Source organism: Antarctobacter heliothermus (genome assembly GCF_002237555.1).
Lineage (GTDB): Bacteria > Pseudomonadota > Alphaproteobacteria > Rhodobacterales > Rhodobacteraceae > Antarctobacter > Antarctobacter heliothermus_B.
In genome coordinates, this window is record NZ_CP022541.1 from 24,360 (window position 1) to 43,412 (window position 19,053).

At 55.0% G+C, this 19,053-nt stretch carries 17 protein-coding genes and 2 pseudogenes; 15 read left to right on the forward strand and 4 right to left on the reverse strand.

What is annotated here, in order from left to right:
• Window positions 1–84: 84 nt before the first annotated feature.
• A pseudogene (locus ANTHELSMS3_RS26615) lies at window positions 85–707 on the forward strand (IS6 family transposase).
• 26 nt (window positions 708–733) lie between these two features.
• On the opposite strand, the gene ANTHELSMS3_RS22595 reads toward ANTHELSMS3_RS26615, so the two are convergent.
• Window positions 734–1,897, reverse strand: coding sequence for a mandelate racemase/muconate lactonizing enzyme family protein (locus tag ANTHELSMS3_RS22595; protein ID WP_094037322.1), 1,164 nt, complete (start codon window positions 1,895–1,897; stop codon window positions 734–736).
• A 182-nt stretch (window positions 1,898–2,079) separates the two neighbouring features.
• On the opposite strand from ANTHELSMS3_RS22595, the gene ANTHELSMS3_RS22600 reads away from it, so the two are divergent.
• Complete coding sequence (locus ANTHELSMS3_RS22600) at window positions 2,080–3,006, forward strand: LysR substrate-binding domain-containing protein (RefSeq protein ID WP_094037323.1); 927 nt, start codon at window positions 2,080–2,082, stop codon at window positions 3,004–3,006.
• Here ANTHELSMS3_RS22600 and ANTHELSMS3_RS22605 read toward each other — a convergent pair.
• Window positions 2,992–3,891, reverse strand: a complete 900-nt coding sequence (locus ANTHELSMS3_RS22605) for a LysR family transcriptional regulator (RefSeq protein ID WP_094037324.1) — start codon at window positions 3,889–3,891, stop codon at window positions 2,992–2,994. The genes ANTHELSMS3_RS22600 and ANTHELSMS3_RS22605 overlap by 15 nt on opposite strands.
• Before the next feature lie 316 nt (window positions 3,892–4,207).
• Here ANTHELSMS3_RS22605 and ANTHELSMS3_RS22610 point away from each other — a divergent pair, with 316 nt between their 5' ends.
• The 6 genes from ANTHELSMS3_RS22610 to ANTHELSMS3_RS22635 all read left to right on the forward strand — a co-directional run bounded on the left by ANTHELSMS3_RS22610 (window position 4,208) and on the right by ANTHELSMS3_RS22635 (window position 12,099).
• A complete protein-coding gene (locus ANTHELSMS3_RS22610; protein WP_094037325.1) occupies window positions 4,208–5,278 on the forward strand; it encodes a tartrate dehydrogenase in 1,071 nt (356 codons plus the stop codon).
• A gap of 13 nt (window positions 5,279–5,291) precedes the next feature.
• On the forward strand, window positions 5,292–6,365 hold the full coding sequence (locus ANTHELSMS3_RS22615; protein WP_094037326.1) for a tartrate dehydrogenase: 1,074 nt from the start codon (window positions 5,292–5,294) through the stop codon (window positions 6,363–6,365).
• Between the two features lie 246 nt (window positions 6,366–6,611).
• The gene (locus tag ANTHELSMS3_RS22620) at window positions 6,612–8,735 is read left to right on the forward strand and encodes a TRAP transporter permease (RefSeq protein WP_094037327.1); all 2,124 of its coding nucleotides are present in this window, start codon (window positions 6,612–6,614) and stop codon (window positions 8,733–8,735) included.
• A gap of 46 nt (window positions 8,736–8,781) precedes the next feature.
• Complete coding sequence (locus ANTHELSMS3_RS22625) at window positions 8,782–9,750, forward strand: TAXI family TRAP transporter solute-binding subunit (RefSeq protein WP_094037328.1); 969 nt, start codon at window positions 8,782–8,784, stop codon at window positions 9,748–9,750.
• A gap of 118 nt (window positions 9,751–9,868) precedes the next feature.
• Entirely contained in the window at window positions 9,869–11,290 is a 1,422-nt protein-coding gene (locus tag ANTHELSMS3_RS22630; protein WP_157733619.1) for an amidohydrolase family protein, read from the forward strand.
• Entirely contained in the window at window positions 11,287–12,099 is an 813-nt protein-coding gene (locus ANTHELSMS3_RS22635) for an alpha/beta fold hydrolase (protein ID WP_094037330.1), read from the forward strand. Before ANTHELSMS3_RS22630 ends, ANTHELSMS3_RS22635 begins: the two co-directional genes overlap by 4 nt.
• Before the next feature lie 67 nt (window positions 12,100–12,166).
• On the opposite strand, the pseudogene ANTHELSMS3_RS22640 reads toward ANTHELSMS3_RS22635, so the two are convergent.
• Window positions 12,167–12,522: pseudogene (locus ANTHELSMS3_RS22640) on the reverse strand (IS6 family transposase); the annotation flags it as partial.
• 170 nt (window positions 12,523–12,692) lie between these two features.
• Between ANTHELSMS3_RS22640 and ANTHELSMS3_RS22645 the strand changes: the two are divergent.
• The 7 genes from ANTHELSMS3_RS22645 to ANTHELSMS3_RS22675 are packed head-to-tail and all read left to right on the forward strand — an operon-like array spanning window position 12,693 to window position 18,184.
• Complete coding sequence (locus tag ANTHELSMS3_RS22645; protein ID WP_254694966.1) at window positions 12,693–13,574, forward strand: amino acid ABC transporter permease; 882 nt, start codon at window positions 12,693–12,695, stop codon at window positions 13,572–13,574.
• A complete protein-coding gene (locus tag ANTHELSMS3_RS22650; RefSeq protein ID WP_094037331.1) occupies window positions 13,571–14,335 on the forward strand; it encodes an amino acid ABC transporter ATP-binding protein in 765 nt (254 codons plus the stop codon). The genes ANTHELSMS3_RS22645 and ANTHELSMS3_RS22650 overlap by 4 nt, the downstream gene beginning before the upstream one ends.
• A gap of 33 nt (window positions 14,336–14,368) precedes the next feature.
• Window positions 14,369–15,232 (forward strand): ABC transporter substrate-binding protein, encoded by an 864-nt coding sequence (locus ANTHELSMS3_RS22655; RefSeq protein WP_094037332.1) that lies wholly within the window; start codon window positions 14,369–14,371, stop codon window positions 15,230–15,232.
• A 12-nt stretch (window positions 15,233–15,244) separates the two neighbouring features.
• A complete protein-coding gene (locus ANTHELSMS3_RS22660) occupies window positions 15,245–16,015 on the forward strand; it encodes a GntR family transcriptional regulator (RefSeq protein ID WP_094037333.1) in 771 nt (256 codons plus the stop codon).
• A 17-nt stretch (window positions 16,016–16,032) separates the two neighbouring features.
• Window positions 16,033–16,776, forward strand: a complete 744-nt coding sequence (locus tag ANTHELSMS3_RS22665; RefSeq protein WP_094037334.1) for a BtpA/SgcQ family protein — start codon at window positions 16,033–16,035, stop codon at window positions 16,774–16,776.
• The gene (locus ANTHELSMS3_RS22670) at window positions 16,773–17,255 is read left to right on the forward strand and encodes an ureidoglycolate lyase (protein ID WP_094037335.1); all 483 of its coding nucleotides are present in this window, start codon (window positions 16,773–16,775) and stop codon (window positions 17,253–17,255) included. Before ANTHELSMS3_RS22665 ends, ANTHELSMS3_RS22670 begins: the two co-directional genes overlap by 4 nt.
• The gene (locus ANTHELSMS3_RS22675; protein ID WP_094037336.1) at window positions 17,252–18,184 is read left to right on the forward strand and encodes a carbohydrate kinase family protein; all 933 of its coding nucleotides are present in this window, start codon (window positions 17,252–17,254) and stop codon (window positions 18,182–18,184) included. The genes ANTHELSMS3_RS22670 and ANTHELSMS3_RS22675 overlap by 4 nt, the downstream gene beginning before the upstream one ends.
• A gap of 92 nt (window positions 18,185–18,276) precedes the next feature.
• Here the strand turns inward: ANTHELSMS3_RS22675 and ANTHELSMS3_RS22680 are convergent, their stop codons facing one another.
• Window positions 18,277–18,996, reverse strand: a complete 720-nt coding sequence (locus ANTHELSMS3_RS22680) for an IS6 family transposase (RefSeq protein WP_094037312.1) — start codon at window positions 18,994–18,996, stop codon at window positions 18,277–18,279.
• Window positions 18,997–19,053: the final 57 nt, after the last annotated feature.

The window sequence follows — 19,053 nt, forward strand, 5'->3', positions numbered from 1 at the left end:
GGCCTGTGAAAATGCCTCGGAAGGCTCTGTTGCGCTGGCTCAGTCGAAATGTGAGGCATAGAGCATTTTCAGAAGGGGAGCCAAATGTCGCGTCGAGATCCGTTCAAACAACACCGTTTCCCGAAAGATGTTTTCTTGTTGGCGGTGCGCCGGTATTGTCGTTAGCCGCCCTCCTACCGCGATATGCGTGATCTTTTGGCTGGACGTGGGATCACGGTTGATGCTGCGACGATCTACCGTTGGGTCCAGAAGTTTGGGCCGGAACTGCGCAAACGCGCCTACGGTCAGCATCGGTCCTGGCGCGGTTTGCAATGGCACGTCTGCGAGACCTATGTGCGAGTGAAAGGCCGGTGGTGCTACCATCCGGTCACAATTGTGACGGACAAGGCCCACAGCTATGCGAAGGCGATCGAAGAGATGAATTTCGGGAACGGGCCTGATGATCGGATCCGCCATATCGATCGGAAGCACCTAAACAACCGCATCGAAGCGGATCACGCGGCGCTGAAAAAGCTTCTCAGACCAAACGAAGCGTCCGAAAAAGGACCGCCGCGAAGAACACACTGAAAGGCATCAAAACCCACCGCGCAATCAAGAAAGGCCGCTTTGCAAACAACGAACCGGGCGTCCTGAACGAGATAGCTTTCGCCGCAAGCCTGTTCAAGATCGGCGAGCTTCAAACCGATTGGTGCAACCGCCCTTCCTGAAACCAGCTTGAGAGAACCGAAAAGCTCTACTCTGCCAGTTCCTTCATGACTGAAGCCAGATCCGACTTTCCCTCGAATCCGATCCCCGGAAGATCTGGCATGGTAATATGGCCATCTTCGACATGCACGCCGTCGGGGAACCCACCATAAGGTTGGAAAAGGTCTGGGTAGCTCTCATTTCCTCCGAGGTCCAATCCGGCTGCGATATTCAACGACATTTGGTGCCCACCGTGGGGGATACAACGACGGGACGACCAGCCTGCGGCCTTTATGACATCAAGTGTTCGCAAGTATTCCACAAGGCCATAAGACAGGGCGCAATCAAACTGCAGATAGTCGCGATCCGGACGCATCCCGCCATACCGCAAAAGATTGCGCGCGTCCTGATGCGAGAACAGGTTTTCGCCGGTGGCCATGGGCGCGTCGTAGAATTCGGCCATGGCCGCCTGCAAAGCGTAATCCAGAGGGTCTCCGATTTCTTCATACCAGAACAGCGGATACTCGCGAAGCATCTTGGCATAGCCAATGCCGGTTTCGAGATCAAAACGACCGTTAGCATCCACTGCAAGTTGCGCTTCGTTGCCGATTTCATCGAGTACGGCTTCAATGCGGGCGCGATCCTCGTCGATTGTGACGCCGCCGATTTTCATCTTCACGACATTATATCCACGGTCCAGGTAGCTGCGCATTTCGGCACGCAGAGAACTGTGGTCCTTGCCGGGAAAGTAATATCCACCCGCAGCGTAAACGAAGACGCGCGGATTGGCTTCACGTCCGTGAATATCGGCAAGATGCCGGAACAAAGGTTTGCCTTCGATTTTGGCAACAGCGTCCCAGATTGCCATGTCAATAGTGCCCACTGCAACAGAGCGTTCGCCGTGACCTCCGGGTTTTTCGTTGCTCATCATTGCATCCCAGATGCGATGAGGATCGAAGTTTGTTTCGGTTTCGTTCAGAAGGCTTCCGGGATCAGCATTGATTATCCGGTCGCGAAAACGCTCGCGGATCAAACCGCCCTGTCCGTACCGCCCGTTCGAGTTGAAACCATAGCCAACGACAGGGCGGCCGTCGCGTATGACGTCGGTGACGACAGCAACGAGGCTGGTCGTCATCTTGCTGAAATCAATATATGAATTTCGGATGGACGAAGCGATGGGTTTGGTGACTTCACGAATGTCGACAATGCGCATTTGAGTGCTTTCTGGTGATGGTGACCCCTGGAAATCTACAGAACCGCCGCGCATTCGACCAATGCCGATACGTTTCAGGGCTATGCTGTTACGGCATCATGAAGCCGGCGATATCTGGGAAAACAGTTGCAAGATGGATGTGGGCGTGGGCATCTTGGTGCTGAACCAGCATGGAAAGCGATATGGATACTAACTATTTGGCCGACTTACGGGCCTTGTCCGAGACGCTCAACTTTTCCAGAGCTGCCGAGTTGCGAAATATCACCCAGCCTGCCTTTGGTCGCCGCATACAGTCATTGGAGGCATGGTGCGGAGTACCGTTGGTGAATCGCCGGCAGATGCCAATGTCGCTCACACCAGCAGGGCAGATCATGTTGGACGCCGCAGGAGACGTGATTGGCAGGCTAGAACGTGCGCGCCGGGAGATTGAGCAGAATCAGGCGGCCACAGCCTCGTTGGTCATTGCGGCAACGCACGCCTTGTCTTTCAACTTTTTCCCGTCCTGGATAAATTCCCTAGGGGTCGAGGCGGCGACGCACCCCTTGCGGCTCCTGTCTGACAATATGAAGCACTGCGAAAAACTGATGCTTTCGGGCGATGCCCAATTTCTGTTGTGTCACGCGCACGCGGCCAGTCCTACCCCCATGCGGTCACCCGAATTTCAAAGATGTATCCTTGCCCGCGATCGGTTGATCCCGGTCTGTGGGCGGGACAGCAATAATCAACCGTTGTACGAATTGCCCGGAACAGCAGAGCGACCCACGCCGCATATTGCGTTCGAAGAAGGCTCCGGTATGGCCCGCATCCTGACATCGGTGCTGTTCAACCGTAGGACGGATTTGCATTTGTCCTCGGTCGTCAGTTCGCACCACGCAATGACTCTCAAATCACTGGCGATGGAAGGAAAGGGTTTGGCCTGGATTCCGGAAAGCCTTGCCCGGAGCGAACTGAGAGAGCCCGGGCGCCTGGTGATCGCCGGTGACGCGTCTTGGCATGTCGAGGTGGATGTTGCACTGTTCAGGCCATGTACACAGCTTGGTGCATTGGCCGAGACCTTTTGGCAGCTTGTGCAGGACACCGCCGCGACAGGGATGTCATGGCATCTGTAGTTCCTCGGTGCGCTCTTTGAGACCTTCCTTCAGGATGTCGATGAATACGCGTACCTTTGCCGATAGGTTCAGGCGTTCGGGATACACTGCGAAGACATCGGCGCGCATTCCGTACCGCGGGAGAACGACCTTGAGGCGCCCGGCTTTTACGTGTCGGGCAATATCCCACTCTGAACGCTGCATAATACCATGCCCGTTCAGAATCCAACCGACGGCGACCTGGCCGTCATTGGTTGACAATCGGCCAGTCACGCGGAAATCGCCGTCTTTCCCAAAGCGCCAGACATCATAGCTTGAGTGTTCTTGTCTCAAGACCACGCAGTTGTGCTGCGCAAGGTCGGAAATTCGCTTTAGGGGCGGGTGTTTTTCCAAATAGCTAGGTGCCGCAACCAAAATTCGGCGATTGCGCAAAAGGAGCGCCATTACATGACTTGTTGCTGTTGGTTCGCCAAATCGGATCTGAAGATCAAATCCTTCTTCCACGATATTTGCGGGTGCATCGGTCAAGACCAGCTGTGTCTGCACACCGGGATAGCGGGTCGCAAATGTGGAGAGGGCGGGTGCGATGTGCTCACGCCCGAATTGAAACGTTGCATTAATGCGCAACAGCCCTTGCGGCGCTCCACGCGCGGCCGAGATAGATTCCTCTGCCGTTACAATCTGGTCGACGATATCCATGGAAGCCTTGAGATACGCTTCTCCCTCCGACGTCAGGCCGACCCGTCGGGTAGTGCGATTCAACAATCTGACGCCAAGCCGGTCCTCAATACGCGTGATCCGTCGGCTGACTGCTGAGGCCGTCAATCCGAGCTCCAGCGCAGCTTCGGACAGGGTGCTGCGTTGTGCGACGGTAATAAAGAATTTCATGTCGCTTTCACTGGACATGGATGGCCCTCACTTGTTCATGAAATTCAATAATGAAGTTCATTCTTAGAAATTCCAAGCCAAAACTTCATAGGCTACAGTTTCCGAGGAGGGGACGGGAGAGCTTAGGGAGTTCATCGATATTCTTCGGCTTCAGGTCGGCCAGAGTGACGGGAGGTTACGTGATGCACTCCTGCCTGCGCGCTTGGCCGTCAGGGGGCCGGGTACACTAAAGGCGTGCTTCGCCTACGGTTTTCGACTTGGTCGCGATGGTCTCCGGCCTGCGTCAAGAATTCTTTGCGAGCTCAAATTTTATCTTTAAGAAAAGAAGACTTACATGAATGCGAACCATGCCAAGATAGCTGTTATTCCCGGTGATGGAATCGGCAAAGAGGTCATGCCCGAAGGTATCCGGGTTTTGGAAGCTGCCGCTGCGCGCTTTGATCTCAGCCTTCAGTTTGATGCATTCGAGTTCTCGTCCTGCGACTACTATGCCAAACACGGACAAATGATGCCGGACGATTGGAAGGCCCAAATCGGCAGTCACGACGCCCTGTTCTTCGGCGCCGTCGGCATGCCCGACAAGGTACCAGATCATATTTCACTTTGGGGATCCCTGCTGAAGTTTCGGCGTGAATTTGACCAATACGTTAGCCTTCGCCCGGCCCGCCTGATGGCTGGTGTGACATCCCCGCTGGCAGGGCGCAAACCCGGCGATATCGATATGATGATCGTGCGTGAAAACACCGAAGGCGAATACTCCTCGATCGGCGGCAAGATGTTCGCGGATACCGACCGCGAAATCGTCATGCAAGAGACCGTCATGAGCCGCACCGGGGTTGATCGCATTCTGCGCTTTGCCTTCGACCTGGCCGAGAAGCGCAGCGGACGGTTGACCTCGGCGACAAAGTCCAACGGCATTTCGATCACCATGCCCTATTGGGATGAGCGGGTCGTCGAAATCGCCAAGGAGTACAGTGGGGTCAGCGTCGACAAATACCATATCGACATCCTGACGGCCTTGTTCGTTCTGCACCCCGACAAGTTCGACGTGGTCGTGGCGTCCAATCTGTTCGGCGACATTCTGTCGGACCTTGGGCCCGCCTGCACGGGCACCATCGGTATCGCTCCATCAGGCAACATTAATCCTGAACGGCTGTTTCCGTCATTGTTCGAGCCCGTTCACGGGTCGGCACCCGATATCGCAGGGCAGGGGATTGCAAACCCTGTCGGGCAAATCTGGGCCGGCGCCATGATGCTGGATCATCTGGGGCACGCAGAGGCCGCAAAGGCAATCGTTGACGCGATTGAGCGCGTCATGGCCGAGCCGGCTTTGCGCACCCTTGATCTGGGGGGAACTGCGGACACGCAGACATGCGGTGCGGCCATCGCGGACGCATTGGGTTGATGGGGAAACAGCGATGAAAACCTACAAGATTGCAGCAATCCCTGCAGATGGAATCGGCCCCGAAGTCATTGCCGCAGGACTGCAGGCCTTGGAAGCGCTTGCTCGTCGTGACGGTGGTTTCCGTTTGGATGTGACAAAGTTCGACTGGGGTTCTGCACGTTACAAGAAAACCGGGGCATTGATGCCCGAAGACGGTACTGAGCAACTCAAGGCCTTCGATGCGATCTTTTTTGGGGCGGTCGGCGCTCCTGATGTGCCGGACCACGTCACACTCTGGGGTTTGCGTTTGCCAATCTGTCAGGGCTTTGACCAATACGCCAATGTCCGTCCGACCAAGATTCTGCCGGGAATCAGCTCTCCGCTCGCCGGCGTGAAGACTGGCGATCTCGACTGGGTTATCGTGCGCGAAAACTCGGAGGGTGAATATTCGGGTCACGGTGGACGCGCCCACAAGGGGCTGCCCGAAGAAGTTGGCACCGAAGTTTCCATTTTCACGCGCGTCGGAGTGACACGCATCATGCGCTACGCTTTCGCTTTGGCGCAGGCACGTCCGCGCAAGTTTCTTACCGTTGTGACAAAGTCGAACGCCCAGCGTTTCGGCATGGTCATGTGGGATGAAATCGCGGCCGAAGTTGCAACGGAATTTCCAGATGTCAAATGGGACAAGATGCTGGTCGATGCGATGACCGTTCGAATGGTCCGGGCCCCCCGAAGCCTTGACACGATCGTGGCCACCAACCTGCACGCAGACATCCTGTCGGACCTAGCGGGCGCGCTGGCCGGCAGCCTTGGGGTGGCTCCGACCGGCAACATCGACCCGGAACGGCGCTTTCCCTCCATGTTCGAACCGATCCATGGTTCTGCCTTTGACATCACTGGCAAAGGCATTGCCAACCCGGTTGCGACGTTCTGGACGGCGGCACAGATGCTGGAACATCTGGGAGAAAAGGATGCGGCAGACCGGTTGATGCGATCGGTGGAGAACGTCTGCGCCAGTGGCATCATGACACCGGATGTCAACGGTACAGCCACAACACAGCAAGTCACGGATGCCGTCTGCGAAGCAATCCGCAGCGAGAATATTTGAAGCCGGCAATGAGAAACAGATGCGCGGAGCGACCACACGATCCAAAGCAGGCACCAACATGGCCCCAAATGGGCGCGATGACTTTGCAAGGCCACAATACCAAGGTGCAAAACGAATCCAGGACGACCTGGCGGGAATGCCAAGCCTACGCTGATACAACGCTGGAGTTGGAATTCACGATTTAACACGAATGACCGGTTCCCGAAGAAACCGGCATTCGCTTCTAGGGAGAGAGAAGTCTCGGTCATGAAAAAGCCAGATACAAGTCCGGATGGCACATTGTCACAAGCGGATGTCGACATGATGGAATTTGAATCCCCCATGCGACAGTTGCCACCGTTTACTACGAACCTTTTGTTCTTTGCTGCTGCGGCATATGCCATATTCCATATTATTGTCTTGAACTTCCTTCACATGGACGCATGGGTATTCCGGACGCTCCACGTCAATCTCGGAGCGGCCATCGGGTTTCTGATCTATGCGGGTTGGAAAGGACAGCGCAGGGATCGCATCAATCCCATGGACTTCGCCCTCGCCTTGGCCATTTTGTCCGCGGCTGCCTACATTATGTCTGAGCATGAGACATTGGTGATGCGTACGGGCGTCATTACGACACCGCTCGATTTCCTGTTTGGCGCCATCGGCACTGTGCTGACTATTGAATTTGCACGCAGGACATCCGGAATGATCCTGCCGATCATGGCCTTGATCTTCGTGGCCTATGTTTTTGTCGGGCCGTGGATGCCGGGGATTCTTCATCATCAAGGGTTCGATACCGGGGATTTCTTTTCATTCGTCTACAGTCAGGAAGGTGTTTTTGGCATCACGACTGCGGCGTCTTCACGATATATTCTTTTGTTCGTCGCTTTTGCCGTTTTTCTGCAGGCAAGTGGTGCGGGAGCCTATTTCATGGATCTCGCGTTCGGCGCCTTCGGCTGGGCGCGCGGTGGGCCAGGCAAAGTGTCCGTTGTATCTGGCATTCTTTTTGGAACGGTTAGCGGAAGTTCTGTTGCGAATGTTGTCGCTTCCGGTACCTTCACCATCCCGATGATGCGCCGGGTCGGTTACAATCGTGAAACCGCAGGGGCCATTGAGGCGACATCTTCGACCGGTGGCCAGTTGACCCCACCGATTATGGGCGCTGGCGCGTTCATCATGGCTGAAATCACTGGCATTCCCTACACCGAGATCATCGCTGCCGCGATTTTGCCCTGCCTGCTGTTCTATATTGCGGTTTACGCGCATGTCGACATTGACGCGATCAAGAACAACATCCGCGGTTTGCCACGTTCGGAATTGCCAAAATTGCGCAAGCTTTCCCGTGATATTTTTCTACTGTTGCCGCTTTTTTCCCTGCTGTATCTGCTGATTTCCGGTTATTCGATCATAGCTTCAGGAACATGGGGCATGGTTTGCGCGGTTGTCGTTATGCTGCGCAGTCATCTCAAGGTAAACTCCCTTGTTCTTTCCATACCTCTGGCCGCTTTTGTTTTACTGCCCCTTCTCGGGTTCAAGGTGAACACAACCGGCATTATAGGCGTAACCCTCGGGCTGTTTTCGGTCGCGATCGCTGGTTATGCCGCCTCCGGCGTGAGGGGAGTTTCGACAGGTCTGAAAGAAACTGCAAAAACCTGTTACCAGGCGCTTGGTCAGGCGACACACGCAAGTTTGCAGATTGTCGCCGTCTGTGCCTGCGCGGGGATTATCGTTGGAGTGCTCGGTCTCACGGGACTGGGTGGCCGCTTCTCCAGTCTTATTCTTGCCATTGCTGGGGACAGCCATTTCGTAGCTTTGCTGTTTGCAATGATGATCTCGATCATTCTCGGTATGGGAATGCCCACCACCGCAGCCTATGCCATTGCCGCGTCGGTTGTTGCTCCAGGACTTCAACAGTTGGGTGTTCCAGCCCTGTCAGCGCATATGTTTGTTTTCTATTACGCGGTTATCTCGGCCATTACGCCACCGGTGGCCATTGCCGCCTTTGCGGCCTCTGCGTTGTCCGGCGGCCAACCCTGGGCCACCTCATTGAAAGCGGTGCGTTTTGGGGTAGCCGCATTCATCGTCCCGTTTCTGTTCTACTACTACCCCCAAATTCTGCTTGAGGGTGAGACCGTGGATATCATCAGGGTCTTCGCAACATCCGCATTGGGTATTCTGGTTCTCGCCTTTGCCAGCGAAGGCTGGCTTTTCGGAAAGATCGGGACAGCCTTGCGGGCCGTGTTGGTGGTCATCGCATTTGTCATGATTTTCGGCGGTCACGTCACCGACATCATTGGGTTCGGTCTTGCTGGTCTGCTGATCATCTGGCGATTTGTCAACAGACAGGCACCGCAGGAACGCGCTCAAAAAAACGGAGGTCTTATAGGCTGAACATCAATTAACGTGTCTGACTAAAATGAAAACTTGGAGGAGAAACATGAAAAGATTTATTTATGCGCTGTCGGCGGCCGCCACGATAGCCGTCGCAGGATCCGCTGCGTCGGCTCAGGATAATTGGCCAAAGTCCTTGACCGTTGCTACTGCTTCGCCGGGCGGTGTTTACGCTGTCTACGGTCAAGGACTGGCTACCATAATCAGTGACGTTGTGCGCGTCCCTACTTCGACGCAACAGACGCAAGGGCCCGCACAAAACGTGGTTGTTGTAGGCACGGGTAAAGCCCTACTTGGCATGACAACAATGGGCCCCGCTTGGCAGGGTTGGAACGGCGAGCTTGAACTTGCGCCGGGAACCAAGTTCACTGCGATGCGTGCGCTTTTCCCGATGTATCGGACACCATTTCAGATGATTACTCTGGCGGATTCCGGCATCGATGGGCTTGCAGATCTAGAAGGGCGGACGGTTGGCATGGGGCCGCGTGGCGGTACCGGCGGCACATTCTGGCCCGTTTGGCTTGAGCAGATGGGCGTCAGCGTAAATGCTCAATTCGGGCCGGCTAGCGATCAGGGCGGCCAACTTGGTGATGCGCGGCTTGATGCCATCATTCATGCAGGCGGCATTCCCCATCCAATGATGTCCGAAGTCGAAGCAACTCACGATGCCAACATTTTTGGGATGACGGCGAAAGAAGTCGATATGATCGCCGCGGCCAACCCCTATGTTGAGCCGTTCGATATTCCGCAAGCGACGTACAAATCGCTAGACGGTGACGTGCCGACGGTTGCCATGTGGAACATTGCGCTTGCCCATCAGGATGTGCCGGAGGATCTGGCCTACGAGATAGTCAAAGCGGTGTTTGAAAACCACGATCGACTGCTTCAGACACATTCGTCTGCCAAAGAAACTCTGCTTTCGAACGTCTCACAGAACCAGACAATACCGTATCACCCTGGTGCAATAAGGTATTTCGAAGAGCAAGGCATCGAAGTGCCGCAAATCGCAGATTGATAGCGACCGACATCGCCTGCTGCCATGACATGGCGGCAGGCACGAAGCTAGACCGCTATCGCAGGCTGATTTTTTTCAAGTGGCCTTTTTTGAGATCATCGGCAATGTCGGAGGTGAAATGATGACTCGCAAGGCGCAGGGAGTTATTCGCAATGCTACGGTGTTAGACCCGGTTAACGGCGTCAATAGGATTGCTGATCTGCTATTCGATAACGGTCGAATCGTCGAGTTAGACCCGTCTGAGGCTATCGTAGCCACGCACGAGGTCGATGCGACCGGCCTTTTGGTTGTCCCGGGCATTATTGACATTCACGTTCACGCTTCGCCCTGGCTTGGTGGTCGTCACGCCCACAAGATGCTGGCGACGGCCGGCGTTACCACTGCATTGGAAATGGCTGGTCCAATCGATGGGATGATCGACATAGCGGCAAATTACGGTGCCGGGTTGAACATGGCGTGCATCAACTACGTTCGGCCAGAACACACGGTAGATAGTACTGACCCTGATGCCAGTGAATTGAGTGATTTGCTCAACGCCAGCCTCGACAGCGGTGCAATCGGCCTGAAACTGCTGGGGGGGCACTATCCGCTGACACCGGACGCTACTGCCGCGACGATCCGCGTCGCTGCCGAAGTCGGTGCCTATGTCGCTTTTCATGCCGGAACGCTTGAATCCGGCTCACATATCGAAGGCATGATTGAAGCCTGTGACCTTGCCGCAGGGAACCCCCTGCATCTTCCTCATATCAACAGCTACACGCGCGGGGCAAAGCGTGATGCGATGGAGGAAGGGGAACTGGCCCTGTCGACCCTCTTGGAGCACCCGAACATATGGTCGGAATCCTATCTTTCGCCCATAAACGCGGCGAGTGCGAAATGCAGCAATGGTGCGCCGGGTAGCCTGACAACAAAGGTCTGTCTGGAAAGGGGGGGCTATACACCAGATGAAGCCGGACTCGAAAAAGCCATAAGCGATGGCTGGGCGCTGTTGAATGTAGAAAGCGACGCTAGGGTCGAACTGGCAGTAGGCCCTGATGCGGTCAGGGCCTGGCGAGATGCCGGCACCAACCTTGGCGTGAGCTTTGCCGTCAATCCGAGCGAACCCCGGTTGCGATTGGCCACCGCGCGCAACGTCGACCGCGGCTTTGTCGTCGATGCCTTGGCGACGGATGGCGGGGGTATACCACGCAACGTGATCATCGACATGGGGTTGTCCTTGGTTCGCCTTGACGCGATTAGCATCGAGGACTTTGTCGTCAAATCCAGCGTCACACCTGCCCGCATTCTGGGATTGACTAGCAAAGGGCACCTTGGGCCGGGCGCTGACGCCGATATCACGATCATAGATGTGGAGCGCCAACGCCCGGTGGCCAGCTTTGTCGGCGGTGAGCCGGTGCTCTGCAACGGCAGGGTCGTCGGAACGGGGACCCGCCTGATCACAACGCCGCAAGGCCGCAAAGCCGCCGTGGCACATGGCATTGCCGGCCCCATTGTCGAACTCGGCACAATGCTACCAGACAGAAAGATTGAAGCAACATGACGTCAAGCTATACCGCAATTCTCGAACGGCCCGATGACAGCGCCTTGACCTATGATGTGGAAGGCAGTGGTCCCCCATTGGTGTTGATTTCCGGCCTTGGCGGGACATCCGCATTCTGGAAGCCGTTTGCCGCACTGCTGTCAGATCGGTTCACCGTCCTCAGTTACGATCATGCCGGGATCGCAAGAAGTACGCGCGGAAACGCCCCCGCGAACATCGACCGGTTTTCCGAAGACGTAAAGGCGCTTGCCGAAACGGCCTTTCCGGGTCAGCCGGTAACAGCTCTTGGTCATTCCATGGGCGGTATCATCGCCCAGAACCTCGCGGCAAAGGAACCGAACCTTGTTTCAAGGGTGATCCTGAGCGGCACCTGGTTGCAGGCGGATGATTTCATGCGGGCCCAATTCGCTTTGCGGCGGGCCCTCATCGAACAGGCGCCGGGACTATATAGCGGGTTCCAACGGCTGATTTCGCGGTCGCCGGATTTGGAACCGACAGACGCCGGGGTCTGGGACGGATTGATTCAGGATGTCCCCGGCATGACTGAGGCCGAAGTGGCAAATTTCAACGACCGCGCTGAGGTTATTTTGCAATTCTGCGGAAAGGCTCTGGCGCCTGGCTTGACAATGCCCTGCCTGGTTCTGGGCGCACGCGACGATCATGTTGTACCGTTCCGGAACCAAAGCGCGGTCCACGCAGCCATACCGGGCAGTGCACTGAAGGCAATGGATTACGGTGGGCATTTCTACCCAAATTCGCAGGCAGAAGAGACCGCGCGGTACGTTCAGGAATGGTTGGACGGTAATTAGGGGACTGATGGGCTTTGATGATGTAACCGCTCCCCTTTGTGGATCCTCACAGACCCACCTTGGCACACAGATGCCGTCGGGGGGCGGTTACATCATCAGAGCCCCTCGGTTGAACAAGGATATCCAGAACCTTTCCGTCCGCGTCGACGGCCCGCCAAAGCCAGTGTTTCACACCGCGGATTGAAATAACGACTTCATCGAGGTCCCATTTATCTCGCGGTACCGGTCGGTCGCGCCTGATGCAGGTCGCGAAATGTCGACCGAAGCGATTGACCCAGAGCCGGATTGCTTCCCTGCTTACGATAACACCCCGTTCCGCAAGCAAGTCTTCGACATCCGCGGCGCTGACTTTGAAACGGTGATAGGCCCAGACAGCGTATGCGATGATCTACGCGGGAAGCCAAAGCCTTTCAAACGGGGCATGCAAGTCACTTTGTTCTTCGGCGACCGCTATCGCACCAGTGGTGCTGAATCAACTTGGCGATACCGTCCAGCGTCAGCTTTGAATCTGCAATTTGCCAAACTTTGCGACAGAACCGAAAGTTGCTTGACTAAATCATTTCCTAGTTCATGCTTGTATGGACAACCCTACAATGAAAGGCCAAGGTCAGGTGCGAAGCAACGATGCTGTCGATCATACTATGTCAGACGCCTTTCCTAGTCCTGACACGCCCGTGCAGCGCCGGAGCCATCCGGGTATGTGGATCGCTGGAGTATTTGCCATCCTGATCTTGGCATTGTTGGTTAGGGCTTTTGCTGTCGGCCAAATCCGCTGGCCCATCGTCGGAGAATTCCTTACCGCGCCCGTCATCATCAAAGGATTTGGTTGGACCTTACTAATTACCTTTACGTCATTGGCTTTGGGAATCGTCCTAGGTTTTTCGTTTGGTATCATGCGGGTATCCAGCAGCCCCGTGTTGCGCTTTACGTCCTGGCTCTATGTCTGGATCTTTCGCGGGACGCCTGTTTTGCTCCAGTTGTTGATCTGGTTCAACATCGCATTGATCTTTCCCCGCTTCTACATACCGGGCTTGATCGATGAGCGTATGGTGGACGTGGTAACCCCGTTTGTTGCGGCCGTACTAGGCCTTGGGGTCAACGAAGGATCCTATCTGACAGAAGTTGTGCGCGGAGGTATAAAGTCCGTTGATCGAGGTCAGGTGGAAGCCGCACATACCCTTGGCATGACGCCTGCCAAGACGATGCGTCGAATCATTCTGCCCCAAACAATGCAACTCATTCTGCCGGTGCTGGGCAACAGTGCCGTAGGAATGCTGAAATTTTCCTCTCTCGCGACGACCATTGCGATGACGGAAATGTTGAACGCCGCCCAACGCATCTACTTTATCAACGGGGCAGTAATTGAGCTGCTTTTTGTGTGCGCAATCTGGTATTTGGCCGGCACAACCGCCCTGTCCATAGGGCAATATTATCTAGAACGTCACTTTGGCCGCAGTACGGAGGTCAAGCGATGACAGCAATTGTTCGAGCGGTCGGAATCCGAAAGGAGTTTGGAGGTCAAGAGGTTCTGAAAGGCATAGACCTTGAAGTGCAACTTGGCGAAGTGCTGTGCATCCTCGGCCCATCGGGAAGCGGAAAATCCACACTTCTACGTTGTATAAATCATCTGGAAACGCCGGACAAAGGCTATGTCTGGATAAAAGGTCAGATCATTGGATTTGAATTGAAGAACAATATGTTGTGTGAGCTGCCCGTCAAGGCTGTTCGCGCACAACAAAGCCGACTAGGAATGGTTTTCCAGCATTTCAACTTATTCGCACATCGCACTGTCTTGGGCAATATCATTGAAGGTCCAATGCAGGTGCGGGGCGTTCCCCGGGCAGCAGCCACACAAAAGGCGCATGAACTTCTGGAATTGGTAGGCTTGTCAGAAAAGGCCGAAGCTTGGCCTGGAGAGCTTTCCGGAGGCCAGAAACAGCGTGTCGCGATCGCTCGTGCATTGGCCATGGAGCCAAGTGTGATGTTGTTCGACGAACCTACCAGTGCGCTCGACCCTGAACTTGTTGGCGAAGTGCTGGCAGTGATGAAACATCTGGCGTCCACGGGCACCACCATGATTGTTGTGACCCACGAGATCGGATTCGCCCGTGAAGTTGCCGACCGTGTGATTGTCATGATCGACGGTGAAATCCGCGAGACAGGCCCCGCAGATACAGTTTTGACAAACCCCAAAGACCTTCGCGTCAGGACGTTCCTAAGCCGTGTCCTGACTTGAGTATCCAAATAGTCAACAGAGAGGACCAAGAAGATGAAATCGATCCAAACCAAACTTAAAGGCCCCGTCCTGACTGGCATTTTCATGCTGACACTGGCCGGCGTGGCTCTGGCCGATGTAGACCCAGCGGCGCAGGCATTGCTGCCTGAGGTGAACAAGGCCTCTGGGGAACTAAACATCGTGATTTCACTTGCCTACCCGCCGATGGAATACACCGAAGCAGGATCGGACGAATTGAAAGGTTTTGACATCGATCTTGCACGCGAAATTGCCGACCGGCTTGGGCTAGAACCGAAATTTCAGAATGTCGAATTTCCACAGTTGATCCCTCAAGTGGTAACCGGTCGATCGGACATGATTCTGACTGCGTTCTCGGACAAGCCAGAAAGGCAGGTTCAGCTGGATTTCATTGACTACTTCAATACCGGCAACGTTTTTTATTCGACAAGCGACCACAAAGACGAAATCAAGGATGAGAAAGATCTTTGCGGCAAAACAATCGCTGTTGCGACGGGCACAAGTTGGGTCACTTGGGCTGAAGACGTAGGCAAATCCGTTTGTGCGGCCGACAACCTTTATAACGTAATCCAAATTGCCACTCAGGCGGAACACATCATGCAGATCAAGCAGGGGCGGGCGCAAGCTTCTGTGATTGGCGTTGAAGGTTTGGCCGATCTCGAAATTAACCATCCTGGTGCCTATTATCAAATTGGTGAGGCGGGCAATCCGAATCCCTATGGTATCGCCTTCGAGAAATCGAACACAGCTTTGCGTGACTCTGTTTTGTCCGCGTTGAACGCTATGAAAGACGATGGCACCTATATGGAAATCGCAAGCCGCTATCATCTTGAAATTGGTGCAGTTGATGCGTTCGTGATTAACGGCGCCGCTAAGTAAAAGGACCTGCGCATGACGGGATCGGGCAAGCCTAGCATTGAGGCCGGGGAAGATCCGCTGGCCGGGATGAAGCTCGATCCCTATTCAGGTGAACAGCTCTATCGGCAGCTTTACGGATGGCTCAAAGGGGGAATTCTTTCGGGCGCATGGCGCGAAGGAGACCTGATCCCTTCTGAAAACCAGCTTAGTGATCGCTTTTCCATCGCACGAACAACGGTACGAAACGCAATGTTGATGTTGGTAAATGAGGGCCTAGTCTGCCAGGTGCGCGGAAAGGGCACAATGGTCACGCATCGCCCCGTTAGCCATAGTATCTGGAATTTCGGCAGCTTTACCGATCTGGCTCGTGCCAAGGGCAAACGCCCCGTAACGCACGTGGTTGAGCATCGGATTGAAGATAACATTCTAACCTTGGTTCGGGCGCGGGGGCTGCAATCGCCGAGTAAGGTTGAGTGGTTAAACCTCGACACATCCTGGCTGTCGCTAGAACTCTATCCCGGCATAGAGCTGAATGATTTTGCAGAGAAATCCTTGTACGGCGTACTTCGCGAGGAATACAGTCGTTTTCCGATCCGCTCCGAAATCAAGCTTTCGGTCGTCCCGCCCTCCGAGCACCTCATAAAGTTCTTTGGGACCAATCCTGCAGTGCCTGCATATATTTGCGCCACGGGAGAAGTGCTGGACCGTAGCGATGCGCTCGTAGAGCGCACATCCATAATTTATTCGCCAAGAGTGGATATGAAATTCGCGACTAGTTGGGGCAACCTTTCGACCAACGTATAACAGAAAGAACACAGAAGATGACTTTGCCCCGCAACGTTTTCCCGATTAGAAAACCTATTTTCGGCATGCTCCACCTTGGTGGCGACACGCCCGAAGACCGGGTTCGGCAAGCATTGGAGGAAGCGAAAATCATGGCCGGCGAAGGAATCGATGGGTTGGTCGTTGAAAACTATTTCGGTGATGCCGACGATGTTGAACGGGTTCTCGAAAAGCTTGTGCCTATGGACTTGGGTGCACGCGTCGGGATCAACGTCTTGCGCGATAATTCGCGCGCGTTCTCTTTGGCCCAAAAATACCCTGTCGCATTCATTCAGATCGATTCAGTTTGCGGGCATCTGAAACCAGAGGAAGATGCCATGTTTGCCTCCGCCTTGGAACAGCAAAGGGCCATTGTTGACGCACTGCTTTTTGGCGGCGTTCGATTCAAATATCAACCGGTTCTTTCGGGTCGTGACGAGGCCACCGACCTCCGATTGGGTATCGCTAGATGCGATGCAATTGTCGTGACCTCTGACGCAACAGGACAAGAAACTGACCGGGAAAAAATCGGACGATTTCGCGCTGCTGCCGGCGATGCCTGCTCCGTACTGGTTGGTGCTGGCATGACTGAACGCAATGCGGCGGACCAACTCGCACTGGCGGACGGAGCCATCGTCGGGAGTTGGCTAAAGGAAGGACACGTGGACAAAGGGCGTTTGGCGCCGGCCCATGTCAGACGCTTCATGGCTGCGGTCAGAACGGCGCGAGAGAGCGCCCAATGACCGTGATCGCGCAAAACCTTACCCCTGAATCGTTTGCTTCATTCGGTCGGGTCTTCAATCTGGAAGACACTTCAGGCGATGGGGTCAACAACATGCAAGGGGAGGGGTGGACCGATAGCTTTACATCCAAACCGCTTATTGACGGGCTTGGACATCTTGGCATAACACAAGGACCTGCTGCGCCTTGGTCTTGTGAAAAAATGGAACGGCACCACGGCACGGAGGAGGCTCTTTTTTGCGCCGGCGCACCAATCGTTCTTGCCGTTGCTCCACCCTGCCAGAATGTCGCGGCAGCCGCGAAAAACGTGTCCGCTTACATCATCAACCCAGGGCAAATTGTCGTGATGAAAAAAGGTGTTTGGCATGACGCGTGCCGGGGGCTGGACGGACCGACACCATATTATTGGATGGCAGTTTGCGGTCTGGGGCCAGACCCATGGGTGCCTCTTGAAGGTGGTCCGGTACTTGTAAAAACATGAGTACCTTTTTTATCGGAGATGTGGCGCTAGACGAATATTTCAACGCTGAAAGCTGGCCCGGTATTGCAGACAAAGGGTTTGTTGATGAGCTCCCGTCCAAATTTGGGGGCTCCATTGCCAATGCCGCTGTGGTTCATGCCGCATTGGGCGGAGTGCCTGAATTCATATCACTTTTGAACGAAAGCAGCCTGTCGGAAAAACTCATTAGGGATCTGAACGAAAACGGCGTTAGCACCCGTCATATGATCCGCAATGCGGAAGTTCCGGAATCACGTAACCTCATCTTTCTGGTGAATAACGAGCATGTGGTTCTGACCGTCGAAATCGGGCAGCAGCCCATGTGGCTGCGTCCTGAGACTATGCTGGCACTGCGGCAGCCCGGGTATCTGTACACAACACTCTTTCGCGCACGCCGTCTCCACTTTCAAACTGGTAACGAAGTGTTATCAAAGGCGCTTTTGCTTGGCGATCTGAGAGAGCACGGAAGGCAGTCGATTTTTGATCTGGATGTTGGTGGGGCAACAGAAGAAGATCTGCCATTTCTACAAAGTGCCAATGTCGTAATATTTAATCAGGTAGGGTTTCGCGCAACCTTTGGTCATGACGATTTGGCCGCTGTGGATGGTTGGCGGCGCGAAAACGGCATTAAGCGAGTGATCCGCACAGCTGCTGCCGAGGGGGCGCAGGCTTTGGACGATGGGACGCTCGTCATTGCGCCGGGGTTCGAAGTCGAGGTTACAGATGTAACAGGGGCCGGCGACACCTTTGGGGGAGCGTTAACCTGGGGGCTTGAATCGGATGTTCCGTTTGCAAACGCTCTAAACTTCGCTGTCGCGGCTGCGTCTCGTTCAGTCACCCAGTTCGGTCCACGGGGCGGGAAGGCTCATGCAAGCGATGTTCGGGCATTTCAGACTCACAACAGGCGTTGAGGCTGAACATTGGCGGACGGCGCATACGACGCCCTCTCAACGGGTCCGTTGCGTTGCTGGGTTCAGGACGGTGAAAGCGTGTCACGCCTTGTTCAGGCGACCTTTTTCTTATCATCGAACAGATTCCTGACGAAGGCTATCTCGTTGGCGACGCCCTGCTCACATCCTGCGAAATGACCGTTGCGGATGGCGCGGAACGTCTCGACCCCTTTCAGGGTGGCTTTCGCAGAACTCAGGCTTTGAAGTCCGCGCATCGGCGCCAGTCGATGCTTGAGCACCGCATGATCGCCTTCAATCCGATTGTTGAGATACTTCCTGGTGACATGGCGAATTGCGTCTTCCGGACTCGAGCGGGCATTCCACTCGCCGATAACCTTCGCGTAGCTATGAGCCTTGTCGGTCACGATGGTCAGAGGATGATAGCAGCGGACGGAGTCCGATGCCTGGCGCATGAATGCCCTTGCTGCACTGGCCGTTCGCCGCGCCGTCAGACGGAAATCGATCAGTTGGCCACATTGGTCGACAGCACGCCAAAGATAGCACCATCGGCCATTCACGCGGACGTAGGTTTCGTCAACATGCCACTGCAGGCCGCGCCAGCTGCGGTGTCGACCGTAAGCGCGTCTGCGGATTTCGGGAGAAAACTTCTGCACCCAACGGTATATCGTGGCCGCGTCGATCGTGATCCCACGCTCGGCAAGAAGATCGCGAACGTTGCGATAGGACAGCGGATACCGACAATACCACCGAACGGCGAGCAGGATCACATCTTTCGGAAATCGATGGCCTTTGAACGGGTCACGACACGGCATGGCGGCTCCTCCTCGCAAGCAAGATCGCACCGACCACCTGCATAATGCAACGGACCC

Coding starts and splice junctions, on each gene's coding strand:
- ANTHELSMS3_RS22595 (WP_094037322.1), bottom strand. CDS start 1,897: ATGCGCATTGTCGACATTCGTGAAGTCACCAAACCCATCGCTTCGTCC.
- ANTHELSMS3_RS22600 (WP_094037323.1), top strand. CDS start 2,080: ATGGATACTAACTATTTGGCCGACTTACGGGCCTTGTCCGAGACGCTC.
- ANTHELSMS3_RS22605 (WP_094037324.1), bottom strand. CDS start 3,891: ATGTCCAGTGAAAGCGACATGAAATTCTTTATTACCGTCGCACAACGC.
- ANTHELSMS3_RS22610 (WP_094037325.1), top strand. CDS start 4,208: ATGAATGCGAACCATGCCAAGATAGCTGTTATTCCCGGTGATGGAATC.
- ANTHELSMS3_RS22615 (WP_094037326.1), top strand. CDS start 5,292: ATGAAAACCTACAAGATTGCAGCAATCCCTGCAGATGGAATCGGCCCC.
- ANTHELSMS3_RS22620 (WP_094037327.1), top strand. CDS start 6,612: ATGAAAAAGCCAGATACAAGTCCGGATGGCACATTGTCACAAGCGGAT.
- ANTHELSMS3_RS22625 (WP_094037328.1), top strand. CDS start 8,782: ATGAAAAGATTTATTTATGCGCTGTCGGCGGCCGCCACGATAGCCGTC.
- ANTHELSMS3_RS22630 (WP_157733619.1), top strand. CDS start 9,869: ATGATGACTCGCAAGGCGCAGGGAGTTATTCGCAATGCTACGGTGTTA.
- ANTHELSMS3_RS22635 (WP_094037330.1), top strand. CDS start 11,287: ATGACGTCAAGCTATACCGCAATTCTCGAACGGCCCGATGACAGCGCC.
- ANTHELSMS3_RS22645 (WP_254694966.1), top strand. CDS start 12,693: ATGAAAGGCCAAGGTCAGGTGCGAAGCAACGATGCTGTCGATCATACT.
- ANTHELSMS3_RS22650 (WP_094037331.1), top strand. CDS start 13,571: ATGACAGCAATTGTTCGAGCGGTCGGAATCCGAAAGGAGTTTGGAGGT.
- ANTHELSMS3_RS22655 (WP_094037332.1), top strand. CDS start 14,369: ATGAAATCGATCCAAACCAAACTTAAAGGCCCCGTCCTGACTGGCATT.
- ANTHELSMS3_RS22660 (WP_094037333.1), top strand. CDS start 15,245: ATGACGGGATCGGGCAAGCCTAGCATTGAGGCCGGGGAAGATCCGCTG.
- ANTHELSMS3_RS22665 (WP_094037334.1), top strand. CDS start 16,033: ATGACTTTGCCCCGCAACGTTTTCCCGATTAGAAAACCTATTTTCGGC.
- ANTHELSMS3_RS22670 (WP_094037335.1), top strand. CDS start 16,773: ATGACCGTGATCGCGCAAAACCTTACCCCTGAATCGTTTGCTTCATTC.
- ANTHELSMS3_RS22675 (WP_094037336.1), top strand. CDS start 17,252: ATGAGTACCTTTTTTATCGGAGATGTGGCGCTAGACGAATATTTCAAC.
- ANTHELSMS3_RS22680 (WP_094037312.1), bottom strand. CDS start 18,996: ATGCCGTGTCGTGACCCGTTCAAAGGCCATCGATTTCCGAAAGATGTG.